Source organism: Pseudomonas sp. Pseusp88 (assembly GCF_047303955.1).
Classification (GTDB): Bacteria; Pseudomonadota; Gammaproteobacteria; order Pseudomonadales; family Pseudomonadaceae; genus Aquipseudomonas.
In genome coordinates, this window is the sequence record NZ_JBGLYM010000022.1 from 1 (window position 1) to 19,419 (window position 19,419).

A 19,419-nucleotide genomic window follows, 5' to 3' on the forward strand; every position below is an offset into this window, starting at 1 on the left:
ACGTATGGCTGGGAGGCAGTGTTTGCGGGGTCATGGGGATGGAGGGGTTTCAAAGGCTGGTGACAGATTCTCTACAAAACTCCGTTTCCCCAAAATCCAGACCCTTGCCGTGCCACCCTCAGCCCCTCCGTCAGGTTGCCCTGTCATTAATCTCCGTTTCCATTGGCGTCCCAAAAGCTCGACTCGTTTCTATCGAGCCTCTACCTGAGCGCGCAAGACGTTCAATTGATCTCGATGTACCTAATGATCGCGCAGCATTCTGTGCGCCTCATAAGGAGCTTCATGCGCAAGCCCTTGTACCTTCAGAGCCTTCCGCTTCCACGTTGGGTTATCGTCCGCCCCCAACCGCATCTAGGTTATGAGTCCCGGATGTCTTCCCCGATTTGTGAGCCATTGGTGAACTCAGCGGGCACATTGAGGCGTGTTTGTAGGCGAGGCCTTCTTATGCGGCTGGAACTCAGGCTCTGCGCAATCTGAAGGCCAATGCAGCCTGCAATTTAATGACAGAACCCCTTCCAGTCTGAAAGGTCTGCTCCTGTACTACTTTCGGAATGCATCCAATGTCGACTCAACAAAGCCTTGTAATACTTGCACGGGGAGGATACGCCGCCCGAGGCGTGCTTTACCTGATCATCGGTATCTTCGCATTGCTGGCTGCACTGGATTCGACGACACCAAAGGACAGTCACAAGAGCCTGGAGGCCCTGTTAGCTCAGCCATTCGGCTACTTTTTAATTGGACTTGTGGTCGCGGGTTTACTCGCATTTGCAGCTTGGCGCGTCCTGCAGGCTACGCGTGATGTCGACCATCACGGCAAAACTCTCAAAGGTCTGATCATTCGCGCTGGACTGTTTGCGGGAGGGTTAGTCAACGGTGCTCTGGCATTTTTTGCGTTAGGCCTACTCATGAGCGGAATCAGAAGCTCGGGCGATTCTGGAGGGCAAACCAAAGATTGGCTGGCGCATCTTTTGTCTTGGCAACACTCCAACTTACTGGTGTACCTGATCGCCCTCATCCCGCTTGGTGTCGGAATTGCTCACATCATCAAAGGATGGAAGGCTTCGTTTGAGAAATATTTTGAGGCCGACGAAGACGTCATGCAGTACGTACGCCCGGTGTCCCGGTTTGGCCTGATTGCCCGTGGAGTCGTTTTTATAGAGATCGCATTGCTGCTGGGAATCAGTGGATCTGCTTATCAAGCCGTTAATCCGCCCGGCATGAAGAAAGCCCTCGACGCACTCCAGAATCTCCCGGCTGGATGGCTGGCTTTGATGGTGATGGCTTTGGGTCTAATTGCCTTCTCGATTTACAGCTTCTCTGAAGCCTTCTGGCGGAAGATAAATATGGCAATACCAGGAGTGTCGAGAGCTTAGGGTCAACCAGTAATGACATGTCACTTGCGCCCTATCCAGGATGAATACGGCGCTTCCCGCAATTGTTATTTCAACAGTGTATGCATGCCTGAGACGGGCACGGATCCGAGCACATTCACGAGCGCCGGCGTGTTCGAGTTGTCACGTTGAATACCGAAGGCCATTACCCCCAAGATCAGTGTCCGAGGGCGCAGGATAAGGCCCCCACGCCCCCTGCCCGCCTTCTTTTCCTCCGTCCGGATCAGGTTACGTAGGTAGATGCATAGGCTTTCTTACCTGGTGGCTAATTCCGGCAACACTAAATGACGATGCCTGTTTACCAATTGCTCGGTTTGTAATGCACAGGTCGCCTGCTCCCAGCATCTCTAGCCAGCATAGACGGGGCACCGTATCAAGATCTGCCTAGTCGTCCAAATTAACGGCATTACCGTTAATCCGGACATAATAATTATCGAACTCACCGCTTTCGACGAACACGAAACCATGGCGAGTGTAAAAACGATTTGAAGCGCTTTCCTTGAGAGCACCAACCCTGATGGGACGTCCGATCTCATCAGCCTCTCTGAAAATCCGGGTAAGAACTTCAGAGCCGATTCCTGCTCCTTGAGCACTTGGTATCACATACAAGTGGTCAAGTAGAAGCTCGCTCTGATGGTCTTTGATAACGACAAAACCGACCAGATCACCTGCTACTTCGATGCGGCGTGTGTTGTTAGCGTCGAACCCACCAAGGAAACGTTCGCGCGCACGATCCGGGTTAAATCGTCCAAGCCGCTCAAGGCTTTCGCGCATGGCCTCAATCCGGATGGCTACCAGATCTTCCAGGTCGTTATTGGAAGCTGCGCATAAAACGACAGCGGAGTTTTGATCAGCGGAGGCTGGCATACCAAGCACCCTAAACATGGTCGGTCAGTCATTATAGCGATCAGAAAACACGTATAAATAATTGCCTGACCCACCGCATCGCCAACAAGCCGACTCCTGCAATGGGTCAGTATTCAGCCACAACGCTTCTCGCTTGCGGTCCTAGGCAAGGGTCAGAAACAGCGCCGAAGTCCAGACTCTGGACTGATCACGCTGACGCGCGCAGATGAACAAGGGATGCTCGCGGTCCGCTCGCAGCTTGAGTTGCGCTAACTCGATCTTGCCTTGCAACTCGCGAGGTAGTGGCGCAGCGGTGGTTCGTTCCAGAGAAACCTTCAACTCGGCACCTGGCAGTTCTTCGACCACTTGCGATTGCACGAGCAGTTCTTCGCCGGACAGTTCCATCAAGACTGTCGGCGCGTGTACGTAGGGTTGCGGCTCTGAAGGATCACCGACCTTGATGTAGTTGTCGATGCGGCTGCGGATCTGCAACGTCGCGCCGGCCAGTTGCGACAGGTCGATTTCGATGCTGTCGGTGTCGCCGTTGGTGTCGGTGCGAAAGGCCAGGGTCGTGGCGTCCTTGCGCCATACGGTTTGCTCCGGATGATCGAGCCCCAAGGCGCGAAAGCCGTTGATGACCGCTCCCGTCACCCGAATTTCGCCGGTCCAGTAGGCGCCGCGATAGCGGTCCTTGATGCGTGCGCCCCCCAGGCGCAGCCGGATGCGTTGGGCGGAAAAACCCAGCTCCTGATGCAGATTGCGCGACCAGATCAGTTGATCGCCATCGAACAGATCCACCTGCTCCCAGCCCGCCTCGCCCAGCAATCGATAGTCCAGCGTGGCATTCGAATCGGCCGTAAAGACCTCACCCATGAAATGCTGGCCTTGGCGCAGGCTGGCAAATGCGCGCTCGCCCGTGGTAGCAAAGGTGCGACGTGCGCGAAGGGCCTTGCCGACACTCGATCGGTCGAAAGAATCGGCAATCACACCGGTCAGCCCGCCACGGGAGCCAAATACTGCCGTGGCCGGAACACCGCCGCCGCAACGACCCTGATGCTCATCGCTGTTCGCCGCGGCGCCGACCCGGTAGCCACGCTGAAGGGCTTCGGCGTAGACCCAATGGAACTGGCCCCAGGCCGAGCCGACTTCGATCAAGCGTTCCAGCTCCGGATGGTGCCAGTCGAGGTTGCAGCGACGCCCGCCGACATGGGGCATCATCAGGTGACCTTCCGGGTCTTTCGCATAGGCCGCGTACAACTCGTCCACCGGCCAGGCACCCGGTTTGATAGTGCCCGCAGTGAACTCGTTCCACTCAAAAGAGCGCACCAGCCGCCCTTGATTGTCGAACGGAAACTCGGGCTTGCGATCATGCAGGAATACGACATTGCGGTCGCCGCCCGCGCAGGAGTTGCCGCACCACTCGGTGCCGGGGTAGCAGACGAAGCGGCCGGGCTCGTTGAGTTCGTGAATCAGCTTCACCGCCTGATCCCAGCGTTGCTCGGTGATATTGAAGTCGTTGGCGGTGTAGCCGAGCACATCGAGGCCGGCGACATCGCGGCCGTAGCTGAGGTTGTAGAGCGTGTCGTTGGTACCCACGGTGTCATCGGAGTGCACATGCAGGTCGGCGTACAGCGGACGCAATGCGCTGCCGGCCGGATCAACCGTGACGAAAGCCTGGGCGCCACGCACGCCTGGCGCCTGCACCTCGGCGGACAAACGCCACTCGCCCACCGCCCCGAGATCAATACCCTGGAGCCGCACCGTCGCCCACCCTTCATTCGCCAGGGTAAATGCTTGTTGGCGCTCGCCGCCTTCTGGATCAACCAGGGCCAGCACACCCTTGAGCGGCAGGTTGCGGCACGTATTGCCCCAGGCATCGTCTACCCGCAGCAGCACGTCGAACGTCTCACCGGCGCTGACCAGGCGCGGCACAATCAACTGCACACTCTGCGCCGGTCCGGGCACGATGTTGAGCAGCGGATCGCCTGGCACCTCGGCAAATTTCGAACTGCCCAGGGGGTCGATAAACAGGCGGAAACGGAAGTCTTTCTCGACGAAACTCTGCACCCGCGTGCCCGCGCCGCCCTGGCGACGGTCGCCCAGGCGAATGGTGATTTTGTCACCGGGATTCAGGTAGCCGTCGATGATGTCGATGATGATCGCTTTCTGGAACGGCCGTTCGTGGCCCTTCTGGTCGAAGCGTACTTTCAGATGCTGCACGGTGGCCTGGCTCTGGCCGGGGACCAATTCGCCCGCCTGATACTCGGCACTGACGTAGTTGGGACCGGCCGGATTCGACGTCTGGAACAGGGCCCAATCGGAGTAGAACTTGAACGCCAGTTTCAACCAGGCGCCATCTGCCAACCCGCTGCCGCCGACCTCGTAGACCAGGGTGATTTCATCCCATTGCCCGGCAATCAGCGTGTCCCGGTCACAGTCGATGCTACCGAGAAACGGGCGTTTCTTGTTGCGTTCGTAAAGGCCTTGGGGGGCGATGTAATGCCCGGCTTCGCGGGGATCGAATACGTTACTCACATGACACCTCGTGCAGTGGTCCACTGAAGGTTTGAAAGGGTTCGAAGGCGAAGGACGATGCTTACTGCACGCGCCATTTCTGGTAGTGACGCTCGATGCGCCGAAACACAAAACTCTCCATCAACCAGGCAATCAGGCCGATCAGCACGATGCCCAGCAGCACCTGGCTGCTGTTGCCGATCTGCCCGCCGGTGGAGACCATCCAGCCGATGCCTTGGGAGGCGCCGATCATTTCTGCGGCGACCAGTGCCCGCCAGCCCTGGCTGAAACCGATGCGCAAGGCCGCCGTCACGAAGGGCAATGAGGCCGGCAGGTAAACATGAGCCAGCAATTGCCAGGGGTTGGCGCCCAATGTGCGCGCCGCGCGGACTTCGCCACCGCGAATGCTCTGCACGCCCTCCTGGATGGTCACCGCCATGGGGAACATCGCGGCAATGAAAATCACCAGCACGATGGAGACATAGCCCAGGCCGAAAATGATCATGATCAGCGGCGCCCAGGCAATCGGGGGGATCGCCATGAACAGGCTGTTGAGCGGCGAGATGAAATCGCGAAAGCGTGAAGACAAGCCACCGGCCGTGCCCAGCACAATCGCAGTAACCACCGCCGTGCAGAAGCCGCCGAGTTCTTCCAGGACGCTCGCCCTGAGGTGCTGCCACAGCGAACTGTCGCTGAGCCAGCGCACGGCCTCACGCGCGACATCCCAGGGCTGCGGCAGGATGTAGGTGGGAAAGCGGCTGGCCAGGGCCACCCAGATCAACAGCAGGAATGGCAGCGAAGCCCATCCCCAATTCGGTTTTGGCAAGGACATGACAGGCTCAGACTCAGCGCGAGGCTTTTTCCAGGTAGGAGGTATCCACGATCTGCTCGGTCTTGAGCGTGGTGTCGATAAAGCCCAGGTCGTGGGAATAATTCATCAGGCGCTGGATGAATTGGATATCCGCAGCCTGCAAGTCCGCCGACCAGCCCAATCGCGTCCGCGCCTGCGCGACGATGGTCTCCGGGCCAATGGTCGTGCCGTCAGGACCTTGTACCGCTTCAAGCTTGAACGCCTCGGCGATGATGCGATTAGACTCGTCGGGATGCTCGTTGAGGAACGCGATGGCCTTGCGGTGCGCACGCAGCAGCTTGACCACGTCGTCCGGTCGTTCCTGCAAGGTTTTGGGCAGCGCGATCACCACGTACCACGGGTAATTCGGCAGCGCCTGGTTGACGTCGAGCAGAATCCGGCTCGACCCGCGCAGCAACGATTGGCTGACAAAGGGTTCCCAGGAAAACGCCGCGTCGACGATGCCGCGCTCCAGTGCCGCGTTCATGTTGCCGGGTGGCATGTCGATGATGTCCAGGTCCCTGTCCGGGTTGAGCCCGGCTTTTTCTTTCAGCACATAACCGCGCAACAGCACGTCCATGCCACTGCCCTTCTTGACCCCGGCGAGTTTTTTGCCCTTGAGCTGGTCCAGGCTGTTGATCGGACTCTTTGCATCGACAATCACCGCCGCCTGACCGTAATTGACCTTGGCCAGAATCCGGCTTTGCAAGCCTCGGGAGAACCATTGGTACACCGGCGGCGTGCCGACATAGGCCACGTCCAGCTCATTGGCGGCCAGCGCCTGCTGGATCACCGGGCCATCGCCCAAGGCCTTGAGGTCGACATTCAAGCCTTCCTCGCGGTAGTAACCCTGCTTGTCGGCGATCAGCGCCGGGGCGTTGGCCATGGCGAGCACATATCCCACACGCAGGGGTTTCTCTTCTGTGGCCACGACACCTGTGTTGCTTGCCAGGGCGGCAACAGACAATGAAAGAGCAAGCAGCGAACGTTTGATCATGCGGTTAACTCGGGTTGACGGGTGGGGTTCGCGATGGCTTCGGCCGCTCCCATGACATGGGATATGCGTTCCATCAGCTCGTTGCGATAATCAAGAAAGGCTGGCAGGCGTCGGGTTTTCAGGTTGGAACGCGGGCGTGGCAAATGAATATCCAGTTCGCTATGGATACCACCCGGGGCGATGTTGAGCACAATGACCCGGTCGGCCAGGAACACCGCTTCGTCGATGTCGTGAGTGATGAACAGCACCGTCTGACCCAGCTCGGCCCAGATCCGCAGCGTCTCTTCGTTCATGCTGTTGCGGCTGATGGCATCCAGTGCGGCAAAGGGTTCGTCCATCAGCAGTACGCTGGGCTCCAATGCCAACGTTCTGGCCAGGGAGACGCGCTGCTGCATACCGCCCGACAACTGATGGGGCAAGCGCTGCGCCGCGCTCTCCAGGCCGACCAGGCGCAAATACTGCAAAGCTTGGGAACGCTGTTGCGCCTCGCTGAGTTGCGCCGTCATCCGCAGGCCAAAACGCACGTTTTCCAACGCGCTCAGCCAGGGAAACAACTGCGGCGCCTGAAACACATACCCCAACTCCGGGCGCTCCGGCCGCACGGCAGTCTGGTTGATGCTGATCTGGCCGCTCTGGGGTTGCTGAAAACCCGACAACAGATTCAGCAACGTGGTTTTTCCGCAACCGGACGGCCCGAGGATCGCGACGAATTCACCCGGCTTTGCATGCAGGCTGAAAGCGTTGAACACCCGATGCCCGTTGGGGTAGCTGAAACTGATGTCATCGACCGTCAGGGCGTTGGCTTGCGGCGGTGCGTAAGGCAAGGAGTCGGGCATGGCAAGTATCGTCAGGTCGTTTACAATGAGAATACCTGACATAATACGTATTAATACAAGTTGTCCCAATAACCTATTTTTATAACCTTAGAAGTGAAGGCGCACCGCCCCACTCCAAGGACCATGGAAGCCGATAGTGTCCACGTCCATTCTTCGCGACAGCACCACCTCGCTCTACGAACAGATCGCCCATCGTTTGCTGGAAGAGATTCAGCGCGGCGATTTTGAACCCACCGGTAAACTGCCGTCAGAAGCCGAACTGTGCGAACGCTTTGGAGTGAGTCGCGTCACGGTGCGTCTGGCGGTGGGCATGCTCAGCGACGACGGCGTGGTGGAGCGCAAGCAAGGCAAGGGCACGTTCGTCGCCGCGAAACAGGTTCGGCATGGCCTGGATGCGTTGCGCAGTTTTCATGAAGCCTTGTTATTGCAAGGGCTCAAACCGAGCATGCAGGTGATCAGCCATAAGCTGCAGCCCGTTCCTGAAGCCTTGAGGGAATTGTTTGAAGCCGCGCACGATTGCCTGCTGCTGGAGCGCCTGCATTTCGTTGATGACGAACCCATCGCCCTGGGCCGCAGCCATCTACCGGCCGAGTTGGCCAACGTGGTCTGGACGGACGTTGAGCAGCAACCGATCTACTCGATCCTGGAGTCGATCACCGGCATGGCCGTCATCCGTGCCGACCTGGCAATACGAGCACAAGCAGCCGATGCAAGCCTGGCCAGAACCCTGTGCGTCAAACGCGGCGCCGCGTTGCTGGTGATGGAGCGCAGCTCTTATTTTGCCGATGGGCGCTGCTGCGACCGCACCACGTTCTTTATCCGCCCGGAACGCTATGCATTTGTCCTCAGCGGCGTATTCAAATCGACAAACAACCGGTAGCAGACTTTTTCTTGCAGGTCATTTCCAGATATTAGTTTCGAGCGCTTAGGCTGAACGAGTCGAACCCCTAAAGCCCGCTCCCCCTCAAGGGATTCAACCCGACTGAATGCCTGGCTTATGAAAACGATACTGTCCTTTTCCACGATGCTTGGCTTCGTACATTGCTGAGTCGGCAGCACGTATTATCTCTGCGACGCTGCTGCCGCTTTCAGGCAGACAGGCAATGCCTATGCTTGCCCCCAAAAGGAAACTGTCTTGATCGGCCGCCACTTGCTTGACCAGTTTTTCGGCCACCGCAGCAACGTCATCCCGGCTTTCAACGCCTTCAATGATGACCGTGAATTCGTCGCCGCCAATCCTCGCCAGCCGATCGTACGGCCTCAAGCATGCCTGCAATTGACCGCTGACCCACCGCAACGCCTCATCACCACGGTCATGACCGAACTTGTCGTTGATGGTTTTGAAACCATCCAGATCAAGGAACAGCAGCGCACCCAGACGTCCCGTGCGCTGATTACGTGAAATGGCTGCCTCCAGTGCCTGCATGAACCCGCGGCGGTTGAGCAGTCCGGTAAGCGGATCAGTGATGGTCATGACTTCGAGCTTGCGGTGCAGTTCTCGCACGGCTGACATATCCAGTGCCAGCACCGTCATGGCCTGTTGTCCATTTGGCAACGGCGAACAGGACAAGGCAACCGGGATGATCTGGCCATCGCGGCTGCGCAGATTAGCGTCGTGCAAGCGAAGGTTTTCACCACGCTGCAAGTGATCCAGCCATAGCGAGGTCTGCCAGTTATCTTCGTGTGGGGTCTCGATCCATGCATTCAATTCAGTGCCACGCAGCTCATCACCGGCGCAACCGAGCATGCGTGTGATAGCCGGATTGGCGAAGCGGATCAGACCATCGCTGTCGACTACGAGAATGCCTTCGGCGGTGTTGTCGAGTATCGAAGCATTGAAAGCGCGTTCCCGTTCAAGTTGCTCACTGATGCGCAGCAGACCACGCCGGTAATGATCATGCTCCAACAGAATTCGCGCCTTATGCAGCAGCATTGTCGGGTGCACAGGCTTGGTCATGAAGTCCACTGCGCCAGCAGAATAGCCTTGATTCAGCACCGCCTCAGTCTGACGCATCCCCGATACAAAGATGATCGGGGTGAAACGGCTATCTGGATCAGCACGCATTCGCCTGGCGACTTCGAAGCCATCCATGCCTGGCATCTGGACATCCAACAGTACCAGGCCGATTTTCCCGGTCGCCATGACTTCAAGTGCTTTAGCACCTGAGTCGACACAGCGAACCGTTCTGCCCAGCTCCTCAAGCAACTCCTGCATTTCCTCCAGGTTTTCCTCCTGGTCGTCCACTACAAGGATTTCCAATACTTCGTCTTGCACGTGCAATACGCACCTCCATGTCCATAAAGCCCGCATCCCATCAGACCGCTCGCTCGGCAGCTACGCGGGCTAACGTCGCAATAGCATAGTCCTGGATATGATGAGCGTCGCCTTTTGGTACATCAATTGCAGGCACCCTCCCCCGACGGTCTACCACTACAACCGCCATGACTCTCCTGCAGGCGGTACTTACCGTTCCCAGGCTGCAATCGACAAAACGCCGTCACTGATCAAAGCGCAAGTCCACATAATCGACCGAGGGTGGATCACAGGGATTGTCCATCTCCTGCATGCGCCAGAACTTGCGTGCGCCGGTGATCTTGAAGGTATATTCACCGTCCCGGACACAGGCCTTGCCGCCAGCGAGATAAGAGACCTGGGTGACAATCTTGCCTTTGAAGGTGAAGGTCTTGGCGCTCACCGAGGTGATGACGCCGTCGACCATCAGCTTGTCGCTCGTCTCCCTGGAGGTTTGCTCGCCGCTCAGGTAAAGCGTGCCGTTGCGCTCTTCGACGGTGCCCAGCCCGGCCTTGTCCTTGTCCCAGCTGATCCATTGCAGGGTCAGTTTGTGTGTCCCCAGCAGCTTCTTGTACGCACCAGAGTCGTGAACGGCAGTGGGCGCTGGTGCATCGGCGGCCAGCAGAACGCTTGAAGAAAACAACAGGGCTGCGCCAAGGGCGAGCGCGAATTTACCGGGCATAAGCGGGGATCCTTTTCCTTCGGGACGGTGAGTAGGCATCATGAATGGGAATGCGAAGTTTAATTGCAGCAGTTGGCTTTGATAACGCCATCGTCAGCAGGTTCCCACGGGGTTTGCATCCATGGAATGCCGCAAAAGCCCTCACACCACAAAGCGATTCACCAACTGGTTGAGGTTGACCGCCAGCTTCGACATCTCGCTGCAAGCACTGGCAGTCTGACTGGCCCCTGCAGAACTTTGCGCCGCCAGTTCGCGAATACTGCTGAGGTTGCGATCGACTTCATGGGCCACATGAGCCTGCTCTTCGGACGCTGCCGCGATCAGGATGTTGCGTTCATTGATCTGGCTGATGCCCATGGCAATCTGATCCAGGGAGCTGCTGGCTTCCTGCGCCACGTCAAGGGATTCGGTCGCCAGTTCCTTGCTGGTATTCATGGATTGAACGGCCTGCTCTGATTCACCTTGAATCGCCGTGATCATCTGCTCGATCTCTTGGGTCGACTGTTGGGTTCGGTGCGCCAGGGCCCTCACCTCGTCGGCAACTACCGCAAAACCACGCCCCTGTTCACCCGCTCGTGCAGCTTCAATGGCGGCGTTCAGCGCCAGAAGATTGGTCTGTTCGGCGATGGCACGAATGACCTCGACCACCTTATTGATACTTTGTGCCCGGTTCGACAGGCCTTGAATCTGATCACTGGTGTTTTCAACGTTGCCGCTCAGTTTCTGAATCGATTTCAATGTCTGCTCCACACGCTCCAGGCCAACCTCGGTGAAACCATGGGTGCGCTTTGACTCTTCGGAAGCCGATTCAGCATTGCGGGCAACCTCATCCACCGCAGCGCTCATCTCGGTGATGGCCGTGGCGGCCTGGCTGACTTCATCATTCTGTGCAACAAGACCGCGACTGGACTCTTCCGTGACGGCGGTCATTTCCTCTGCCGCCGAGGCCAACTGGGTGGAGGATTCGGATATCTGCAGGATGGTAGCGCGTAGATTGGTCTGCATCTGTGCAAGGGCCTTGAGCAACCGCCCGGCTTCATCTGTCCCGCTCACCAGCACTTCCCTGGAAAGATCGCTGCTGGCGATACGCTCTGCGACGGATAACGCATCGCCGATCGGCGACGTGATGCTCCTGGTCAGCATGATTGCCAGACCGATCGTTAGCACCACAACACCGGCAATCAGGCCGACAACGAGCCAAAGTCCGGCGGAGTAAAGATTGGTGGCATTTTCGCCAGCCATTGCTGCGCCGGTGTTATTGGCGTCGGTCAGCTCTTTGATCTGCCCTTCCATCTTCGACGTTATGGGCCGGATACCGCTGACATTGAGGCTGCCTATTGCGACCAGATCGCCGCTTTTCATTAACGGCACAAGCAAATCAAGTTGTCTGGAATACGCCTCGGCTGAAGTCTTGACCGCCTGGTAAAGCGCACGTTCCTGATCGCTGGAGATGAAAGGTTCATAGTTGGCTACTGCATCGGAGAACGCCTTGCGAAACCCCGCAAAGGTCTCAATGGTCTTTTGCATGTCCTCGCGCCCGGCAATGGCACGCTGGACTTCAAGCCTTAACCGCATCACCCCGGCGTTCATCAACGCGGTTTGCCGCACGCTGGGCATCCAGTTGGTTTCGACGTCCTTTTCCGCGTCGCGCAGATGGGCCATCTGCACCACAGAGACAGCGCCGAGCACAAAAACCAAGGCGATGATCAACGTGAAAAACAACGCTGCACGTGGGGCTACATTTAGATTTCTAAGGCGCATACGACTCCCGACTTCCATGAATAGGTTGACGTGTAGAAAAGCTACCGACCTGCAATCCAAATCTTTAAGCAGCGTAGGCGTGATTTACCCGGTGTGCCGTGCAGGACCCCAACTTGTTGGCGGAAACAGACGCTGCGGTGTATCAGGTACGACGATTGGCGAACAGAATCAGATAGTAATGTAGTCGTTACGCTGAACCACACCGCTGTGCTCGCCTTCGACCAGATGGATGTAACGCCCATCCACCAGATCGATCGGCAGACAATCGTCTATATCCATCACCGCATCGGTATGGGGCTTGCTCCATTGCGCAAGCAGTTGCTGCTTGCCTTTGAATTTAGCCTGATTCTTGTCGTTGGCCACGACCAGCAGATAATGGTGCGCTTCGCCAAAGGCCTGAGGGTCGTAGCCGCCCAGGTTAATGAAGTACAGGCGCGGCGACCCGTTCCGAGGGGCCAGCGGGCTGATTTCCACCTTGTAGTTCTCGACACCATCGACTGCCATCCAGGCGTCGATATGCAGGCCGGCAGGCTTGCCAAACCAGCTCTGGCGCAGTTGCGGATAGGCCGCTTCCAGACTCTCGGCGACAACAAAAGCGACATCATGAACTTCAATCTTTGCCTTTGGATGTTTGCCGCCCAGCATCACAACAAAAAGCATGAGGTTTCCTTGGTCAGTTTTGCCCTTGAATACTGTTCAATTATCGAAGCCGGCTGTCAGAGCGCCGAACAATCTTGATCGAGTGCTTGAGATTGGGTTTGCGCGTCACACTAATGGCACGCTGCGTGACGGTGTCGATGGTGATATTCCAGAAGCCGGTGCTGGGCACCACGATCTTTGCCGGAAACTTGTCGAACGCTCCGCCGTGATAGCTGTGGCGTCCGCCATTCTTGAAACTGCGAAAGCTGGCGTCGTTCATGAGCCGAATGTTGCAGGTGTTGGAGCATTCGATGACGACAAGATCGCCCTCGTTAAGGTGCTCGCGCTGGTGAATGTACTTCATGGCTTTCTCGTGTTGGCGCTGACGGGCAAGAATATCACGGTGACCGGGGCGTATCTGGCAGACAGCCCGGCAACCCGGTGATATTCACTCCAGACGAAACGCCATGACACTGTCCCCCAGCGTCACCCCCATGGCGCCATGGCCTCCGGCGGCAATTACCACATACTGTCGGCCATCCTGGCCCATATAAGTGGAAGGCGTCGCTTGCCCGCCCGCCGGTAATTCGGTCTGCCAAAGCAGCTCGCCGGTATTGACGTCATAGGCACGCAAGAAGTTATCGGCAGTTGCACCATGGAAGATCAATCCCCCTGCCGTGATCAACGGCCCGCCATGGGCCACCATGCCTACCGGTAAGCCAATGGGGAATCCGCCCGGCAGGAAGCTGGTCTTGAGATTCCTGGTGGTGCCGATGCGACGCAGCCACTCGGTCTTGCCGCTGTTGAGGTCAACGCCGACCATGGTTCCCCAGGGCGGCGCAATGCAGGGGATATCCAGTGCGGAGACGAACTGTTTGATGCGGATCGCGTAGTCGCCCTCGAAGTTTTCGTTCCAGTACGGTTTACCCTCTTCGGTGAACAGGCGCTGCTCGGCATTGGCGGCGGTGCGTTTGAACAAGGTGTATCGGTAAGCCAGGCGTATCGGCGCCGCGATCAGGAGCTGCCGTTCAGGGTCGACTGCCACCGAGCCCCAGTTGAATACGCCGATATTGCCCGGAAACACCAGGGTTCCGGATTCCGTACCGGGTGTCCACGGATTGCCGTCGTAACGCAGTTTGCGAAAGCTGATACGGCAGGACATCTGATCGAAAGGTGTCAGCCCCCACATGGATTTTTCGCTGAGCGGACCGGGAATGAAGTTGAGCCTGGATACCGGTTGGCTTTGGGCAAAGTGCTCACCGGACACACCGCCCCGAGTGGACACCTCGATCTGATCGACGGGAATGATCGGCTCCCCCGTGAGTCGATTGAGCACGAAGATATTGCCGGTTTTGGTGGGCAACACCACCGCCGGTTGCTTGCGGCCCTCCTCGCCCAGATCGATCAGCGAAGGCTGCGCGGGGTTATCACGATCCCACAGGTCGTTGTATGAGGTCTGGAATTTCCACTTGAAAGCACCGGTTTGCAGATCCAGGGCGACCAGCGTGTCGCGGAATTTCTCGGTGTTGCTGCCAGGGTCGCGGTTGCGCCCGAGTTCATCCGGTGAGGCGTTGCCAAAGGGTACGAATACCAGGCCATGACTCATATCTGCGCTGAGCGTGCCCCAGGCCACGGGGGTGTCCTGGGCATAATCCTGATCAGCAGAGATGGGCCCGGGATCTTCGGGCCGGGCCGGATCGAAGTTCCAGACCAGCTTGCCGCTCAACACGTCGTAGGCCCTGATCACTCCTGACGGGTTACCGGCGTTGTAACCGTTATCCATCACCGAGCCGCCGACAATAATCAGATTGCCCGCAACCAAAGGGGCCGCCGTCTGCATCAAGGCATGGGGACGGATCCTGCCCATATTGGCACTCAGATCGACGATGCCATTCTGACCGAAATCGCTGCAGGGCTTGCCGGTGTCGGCGTCCAGTTCGATTAGCCTGGCATCGGCCGTCGCGGTAATAATTCGCTTCGTACATTGATTCGCCGATGCTTTGGTCTCAGGCGTCGAGTAATAACTGACGCCGCGGCAGGTCTGATGTTGCTGAAGGTAGGACCGGACTTTCTCCGGCGCGTATTTCCAGTTCAATTTACCTGTCTGCGGGTCCAAAGCGTGGACTTCGTTGTGGGCTGTACAGAGGTAAAGCTGGTTATTGACCTTCAGCGGCGTCGCTTCAAAGGTGTACTCACCGGCATCCTTGTCAGGGTCGCGCAGATCGCCGGTGTGATATTCCCAGGCGAGTTTCAGGTTTTTCACGTTGCCCGGGGCAATCTGCTCGAGCCTGGAGAACCGCTGGCCGTCGTTGCTGCCACCGTAGGCAGGCCAGTCCTGCCCCGCTCCACCGACGCCCTTGGCGGAGGGCAGATTGCTGATTTTTCCGGGATGTGGGTAAGGATCATAGAACATGAGGCCTGCGACCAGCGCCATCATCACCGCCACCGTACCGCCCAAAAGCGGGTCAAAGGTCCGCCCGTTTCCTGATAATCGACGCACTATCGCCGGTAATGCCAACCACAGCCCCATCAGGGCAAACACGTCCCCGCGAGGAATCCACTGCCACTTGTCGAAGCCGACTTCACTAACGATCCATGCAAGAATCGCCCACATCAGCAAGGCATAAAACGTCAGCGCTGACTTTTTCCTGAACAGCACCAAGAGCGCCGTCATCAGCACGCCTGCGCCGATCAAGGCATAGGCTGGCGTTCCGCCGACGGCCAGTAAGCCATAGCCCATGTACATGACAGCAACAGCCAATATCGCCATGACGATGCTTGTGACGTTCAACAACATGCAGCGCCCACCTTATTTGAAAACTCCTGAGCCGTTGGCTCTGACCACGGTGGACACAGTGCGTTGCAATGGCTTGAGGCGACTAGACTTGCCCTCCTACAGCTTCAAACCGGGAATACCCATGGAAAACAGGACTGCAATGAAGATCACGATTGAAGAGTGGGACGGTGACGGCGCGATCCGCATCCCTGATCAGGCGCTACAGGAGTTGGGGGTCGATGTTGGCGATTCGCTGTACCTCATCGAGGAATATGTCGGCACTCAGCGATGCCTGGTCCTGTCAAAAACGCCCAGAGTGCCTGACCGGATCGATGAACTGGTATCAGCATGGGACGAAAAGGACGGACCTCAAACCTGAGACAGGATGCACGCCAGTAATCCCGGAAACCGCAGGTTGAGTTCTTCGCTACGCAGAGAGTTCATGTGCGTGGTACCGACATTGCGGGTCTGCACCAGCCCCGCTTCGCGCAGTACCCGGAAGTGATGGGACACACTGGACTTGGGGCGCCCTCCATCCAGCTCGCCGCAGGACGCTTCAGCGACGGCTGACAGGCAACGGACGATTTCCATGCGTACAGGATCGCTCAGGGCGTAAAGCACGCGCTCGAGGACAAAATCGGATGGGGGTGGATGTTTGAAGGAACGCATGTACGGATGATAACCGGGGCTTTCAATCTACGCCATAGTTCGAATACTATCGAATAAGCGAATTATCATCTCAATCAGGAAACACTCCCATGTCCGCATTGTTCGAGCCGTTTACCCTCAAGGACGTCACCCTGCGCAATCGCATTGCCATTCCACCGATGTGTCAGTACATGGCCGACAACGGTGTGATCAACGATTGGCATCATGTGCATCTGGCCAGTATGGCCCGGGGTGGCGCCGGTCTGGTGGTGGTCGAGGCGACCGCAGTGGCACCTGAAGGTCGTATCACTCCCGGCTGCGCCGGTATCTGGAGCGACGCCCACGCCCAGGCGTTTATTCCTGCGGTGCAGGCGATCAAGGCAGCCGGTGCCGTACCGGGCATCCAGATTGCCCACGCTGGCCGCAAGGCCAGCGCCAATCGGCCTTGGGAAGGCGACGATCACATCGCCGAGTCCGATGCCAATGGCTGGCAGACCATCGGCGCCTCCCCTATCGCCTTCGGCGCCAACCTGCCGAAAGTCCCGCGGGAAATGACCCTGGATGATATTGCCCGAGTACGCCAGGACTTCGTCGACGCCGCGCGCCGTGCCCGTGAAGCCGGGTTTGAATGGATCGAACTGCACTTCGCCCATGGTTATCTGGCGCAGAGCTTCTTCTCCGAGCATTCCAACCAGCGTACCGACGCCTACGGGGGCAGCTTCGACAACCGCAGCCGCTTCCTTCTGGAAACGCTGGCTGCCGTGCGTGAAGTCTGGCCGGAAAACCTGCCGCTGACTGCGCGTTTCGGCGTTATCGAATACGACGGCCGCGATGAGCAGACCCTGACCGAGTCGATTGAACTGGCACGCCGCTTCAAGGCTGGCGGTCTTGATCTGCTTAGTGTGAGTGTCGGTTTCACCATCCCGGAGACCAACATTCCCTGGGGCCCTGCTTTCATGGGGCCGATTGCCGAGCGCGTGCGTCGTGAAGCCGGTCTGCCGGTGACATCCGCCTGGGGTTTTGGTACGCCGCAACTGGCCCATGAGGCCATTGCCAATGGTCAGCTGGACCTGGTTTCCGTAGGGCGAGCCCACCTGGCCGATCCACACTGGGCGTACTTTGCCGCCAAGGAACTGGGTGTCGACAAGGCTTCCTGGACCCTGCCGGCACCTTACGCGCATTGGCTCGAACGCTACCGCTGAGTCATTCTCCGGATGCCGCCGCCAAGGCGGCACCGGCATTCACCGCTTCGCAGATCCACCCGCCCAGGGAACTCTTCTGCAAAAGGCTGTTCTAGAGGCCTTCACCGCCGGTTGTCAGGATCGGCGGTTTTTTCGTTATCACCTCTTTTGAATGGAGCGACCCTTGTCCATCCAGCAAACACCCGGGCATATCCTGCCCGCGCGTGCCGCCGCCAAAATGGAAGCGGCCATGGCCGTGGGCAGCTTCGCGATCGGTACCGGCGAATTCGCCATCATGGGCCTGATGCCCGACATCGCCAGCAATCTGCACCTGAGCGAGCCCCAGGTCGGTCATGCCATCAGTGCCTATGCCCTTGGCGTGATGGTCGGCGCACCACTGTTGGCCATTCTTGGTGCCAGGCTGCTACGCAAACACATGCTGCTATTGCTGATGCTGTTGTACGCCCTGGGTAATCTGGCCACGGCCTTCACCCCGACATTCGGCAGTCTGATCGCCTTTCGCTTTATCAGTGGTCTGCCCCACGGCGCTTACTTTGGGATCGCCGCAGTTGTGGCCTCCAGCATGGTGCCCACCGATAAGCGTGCCGGTGCCGTGGCGCGAGTCATGATGGGCCTTACTCTGGCGATGTTGCTGGGCAACCCTGTTGCCACCTTCCTTGGCCAGTTCTTCGGCTGGCGTTCGGCGTTTCTGCTGGTGGGGCTGATTGCCGTCTGCACTATCGCCCTGGTCTGGCGTTTTGTGCCTGATCGTCACGATGAACCGCGCAGCGATCCTCGCAAGGAACTGCGTGCCTTCACCAAACCCCAGGTGTGGATGGCCCTGTCCATCGGCGCCATCGGCTTTGCCGGGATGTTCTGTGTGTTCAGCTACCTGGCTCCGACCATGCTGGACGTCACCCGCGTCAGCCCGCAAATGATTCCCTTTGGTCTGGCGGCGTTCGGCATCGGCGGCATCACCGGCAATATCATTGGCGGCAAGCTGTTCGACCGCATGCAGTTCCGCGCGGTGGGCCTGATCCTGGTGTGGTCAATGGCTGTGCTGCTGTTCTTCACCTTCGCCGCAGGCGCGTTGTGGAGTGTGCTGCTCGCCATCGGTCTGGTCGGTACCATGGTCGCCCTGGCCGCACCCTTGCAGATCCGTCTGATGGACATCGCCCATGAAGCGCCAAGCCTGGCGGCGGCGTCCAACCATGCCGCGTTCAATCTCGCCAACGCCCTCGGGCCGTGGTTTGGCGGCATGGCGATTACTGCCGGCCTGGGCTGGACCAGTACCGGTTACATCGGTGCGGCCACGGCGCTTGTCGGGCTGGGGCTGTATCTGCTGGCACGGCGCATGAAGGGTGGGGATTGAGGCGCAAGCCCTGACATGGCCTTGTCCCTAAACATGCGCCTGGCAGGATCCGACACCGGCTGCCTGGCGCTCAATATGCGTTGTAGCAAGCTCGGACCGACGTAGCAACGCTTGATGGCCTGGGCCATGTAGTCGCTGACCGAGCGCTGGGAGATACCCAGCTCTTCGGCAATCTGCGCATAGGTCAGGCCGTTGACCAGAGACAGCAGGAACGCCGCCCTGACCTTGCTCGGCAGGCCATTGAGCAGAAGGTCGATGCCCTCAAGGGCTTCCATCATCTGCGCCAGATCTTCGGGCGATGGCATCTCGGCGTCTTCATCATGCTGCAAGGTATCCAGATGAGCCCTCTCCAGATCCCGACGCCGCCACAGCTGATAGATCAGGCGCTGGGAAATGGTCGTCAGCAAGGCTCGGGGCTGACGGATCGGGAGGATCTCGGGCCGTGACAGCAATTGCAGGAGAGTATCGGCAGCGATGTCTTCGGCGCTGGCGGATTCGTGCACATAGCGGCGCAGGCGGTTGCATAACCAGTCGTAGTGACTGCTGAACAAGCCACCCACATAATCACGGTGAGTCGTGTCGGCGCCGGACATGGTCGCTCCTGAAATAAGGGCTGATGTGTGTCCGGTGACG

Annotated in this window: 17 protein-coding genes and 1 pseudogene; 5 read left to right on the top strand and 13 right to left on the bottom strand. The window is 58.4% G+C overall.

Annotated elements, in window-relative coordinates:
* The first annotated feature begins 560 nt into the window (after positions 1-560).
* A complete protein-coding gene (locus ACCD02_RS22845; protein WP_413306902.1) occupies positions 561-1,373 on the top strand; it encodes a DUF1206 domain-containing protein in 813 nt (270 codons plus the stop codon).
* A 402-nt stretch (positions 1,374-1,775) separates the two neighbouring features.
* Here ACCD02_RS22845 and ACCD02_RS22850 read toward each other — a convergent pair whose 3' ends face one another.
* From ACCD02_RS22850 to ACCD02_RS22870, 5 genes are all read right to left on the bottom strand, one after another.
* Complete coding sequence (locus ACCD02_RS22850) at positions 1,776-2,258, bottom strand: GNAT family N-acetyltransferase (RefSeq protein ID WP_413306905.1); 483 nt, start codon at positions 2,256-2,258, stop codon at positions 1,776-1,778.
* 141 nt (positions 2,259-2,399) lie between these two features.
* On the bottom strand, positions 2,400-4,772 hold the full coding sequence (locus ACCD02_RS22855; RefSeq protein ID WP_413306908.1) for a hypothetical protein: 2,373 nt from the start codon (positions 4,770-4,772) through the stop codon (positions 2,400-2,402).
* A 61-nt stretch (positions 4,773-4,833) separates the two neighbouring features.
* On the bottom strand, positions 4,834-5,583 hold the full coding sequence (locus ACCD02_RS22860; RefSeq protein WP_413306911.1) for an ABC transporter permease: 750 nt from the start codon (positions 5,581-5,583) through the stop codon (positions 4,834-4,836).
* A gap of 13 nt (positions 5,584-5,596) precedes the next feature.
* The gene (locus tag ACCD02_RS22865; protein WP_413306914.1) at positions 5,597-6,598 is read right to left on the bottom strand and encodes an ABC transporter substrate-binding protein; all 1,002 of its coding nucleotides are present in this window, start codon (positions 6,596-6,598) and stop codon (positions 5,597-5,599) included.
* Positions 6,595-7,434: an ABC transporter ATP-binding protein gene (locus tag ACCD02_RS22870; RefSeq protein ID WP_413306917.1), complete on the bottom strand. Its 840-nt coding sequence runs from the start codon at positions 7,432-7,434 to the stop codon at positions 6,595-6,597. The genes ACCD02_RS22865 and ACCD02_RS22870 overlap by 4 nt, the downstream gene beginning before the upstream one ends.
* A 136-nt stretch (positions 7,435-7,570) precedes the next feature.
* Between ACCD02_RS22870 and ACCD02_RS22875 the strand changes: the two genes are divergently transcribed.
* A complete protein-coding gene (locus ACCD02_RS22875) occupies positions 7,571-8,314 on the top strand; it encodes a GntR family transcriptional regulator (RefSeq protein ID WP_413306920.1) in 744 nt (247 codons plus the stop codon).
* 93 nt (positions 8,315-8,407) lie between these two features.
* Here the strand turns inward: ACCD02_RS22875 and ACCD02_RS22880 are convergent, their stop codons facing one another.
* The 6 genes from ACCD02_RS22880 to ACCD02_RS22905 form a co-directional block, all read right to left on the bottom strand.
* The gene (locus ACCD02_RS22880) at positions 8,408-9,709 is read right to left on the bottom strand and encodes a diguanylate cyclase domain-containing protein (protein ID WP_413307158.1); all 1,302 of its coding nucleotides are present in this window, start codon (positions 9,707-9,709) and stop codon (positions 8,408-8,410) included.
* Positions 9,710-9,932: 223 nt separating this feature from the next.
* Complete coding sequence (locus ACCD02_RS22885) at positions 9,933-10,409, bottom strand: hypothetical protein (protein WP_413306922.1); 477 nt, start codon at positions 10,407-10,409, stop codon at positions 9,933-9,935.
* Between the two features lie 141 nt (positions 10,410-10,550).
* Complete coding sequence (locus ACCD02_RS22890) at positions 10,551-12,188, bottom strand: methyl-accepting chemotaxis protein (protein ID WP_413307161.1); 1,638 nt, start codon at positions 12,186-12,188, stop codon at positions 10,551-10,553.
* 150 nt (positions 12,189-12,338) lie between these two features.
* On the bottom strand, positions 12,339-12,830 hold the full coding sequence (locus ACCD02_RS22895; protein ID WP_413306925.1) for a DUF1543 domain-containing protein: 492 nt from the start codon (positions 12,828-12,830) through the stop codon (positions 12,339-12,341).
* A 40-nt stretch (positions 12,831-12,870) separates the two neighbouring features.
* Positions 12,871-13,173, bottom strand: a complete 303-nt coding sequence (locus tag ACCD02_RS22900; RefSeq protein WP_413306928.1) for a DUF1883 domain-containing protein — start codon at positions 13,171-13,173, stop codon at positions 12,871-12,873.
* 84 nt (positions 13,174-13,257) lie between these two features.
* The gene (locus tag ACCD02_RS22905; RefSeq protein ID WP_413306931.1) at positions 13,258-15,606 is read right to left on the bottom strand and encodes a membrane-bound PQQ-dependent dehydrogenase, glucose/quinate/shikimate family; all 2,349 of its coding nucleotides are present in this window, start codon (positions 15,604-15,606) and stop codon (positions 13,258-13,260) included.
* Between the two features lie 139 nt (positions 15,607-15,745).
* Here ACCD02_RS22905 and ACCD02_RS22910 point away from each other — a divergent pair, with 139 nt between their 5' ends.
* Positions 15,746-15,964, top strand: a complete 219-nt coding sequence (locus ACCD02_RS22910; protein WP_413306934.1) for an AbrB/MazE/SpoVT family DNA-binding domain-containing protein — start codon at positions 15,746-15,748, stop codon at positions 15,962-15,964.
* Here ACCD02_RS22910 and ACCD02_RS22915 read toward each other — a convergent pair.
* Entirely contained in the window at positions 15,955-16,254 is a 300-nt protein-coding gene (locus ACCD02_RS22915) for an ArsR/SmtB family transcription factor (protein ID WP_413306937.1), read from the bottom strand. The genes ACCD02_RS22910 and ACCD02_RS22915 overlap by 10 nt on opposite strands.
* A gap of 89 nt (positions 16,255-16,343) precedes the next feature.
* On the opposite strand from ACCD02_RS22915, the gene ACCD02_RS22920 reads away from it, so the two are divergent.
* Positions 16,344-17,435 (top strand): NADH:flavin oxidoreductase/NADH oxidase, encoded by a 1,092-nt coding sequence (locus tag ACCD02_RS22920; protein ID WP_413306940.1) that lies wholly within the window; start codon positions 16,344-16,346, stop codon positions 17,433-17,435.
* 163 nt (positions 17,436-17,598) lie between these two features.
* Entirely contained in the window at positions 17,599-18,786 is a 1,188-nt protein-coding gene (locus ACCD02_RS22925) for an MFS transporter (protein ID WP_413306943.1), read from the top strand.
* 104 nt (positions 18,787-18,890) lie between these two features.
* Here ACCD02_RS22925 and ACCD02_RS22930 read toward each other — a convergent pair.
* A pseudogene (locus ACCD02_RS22930) lies at positions 18,891-19,379 on the bottom strand (sigma-70 family RNA polymerase sigma factor); the annotation flags it as partial.
* Between the last annotated feature and the right edge of the window lie 40 nt (positions 19,380-19,419).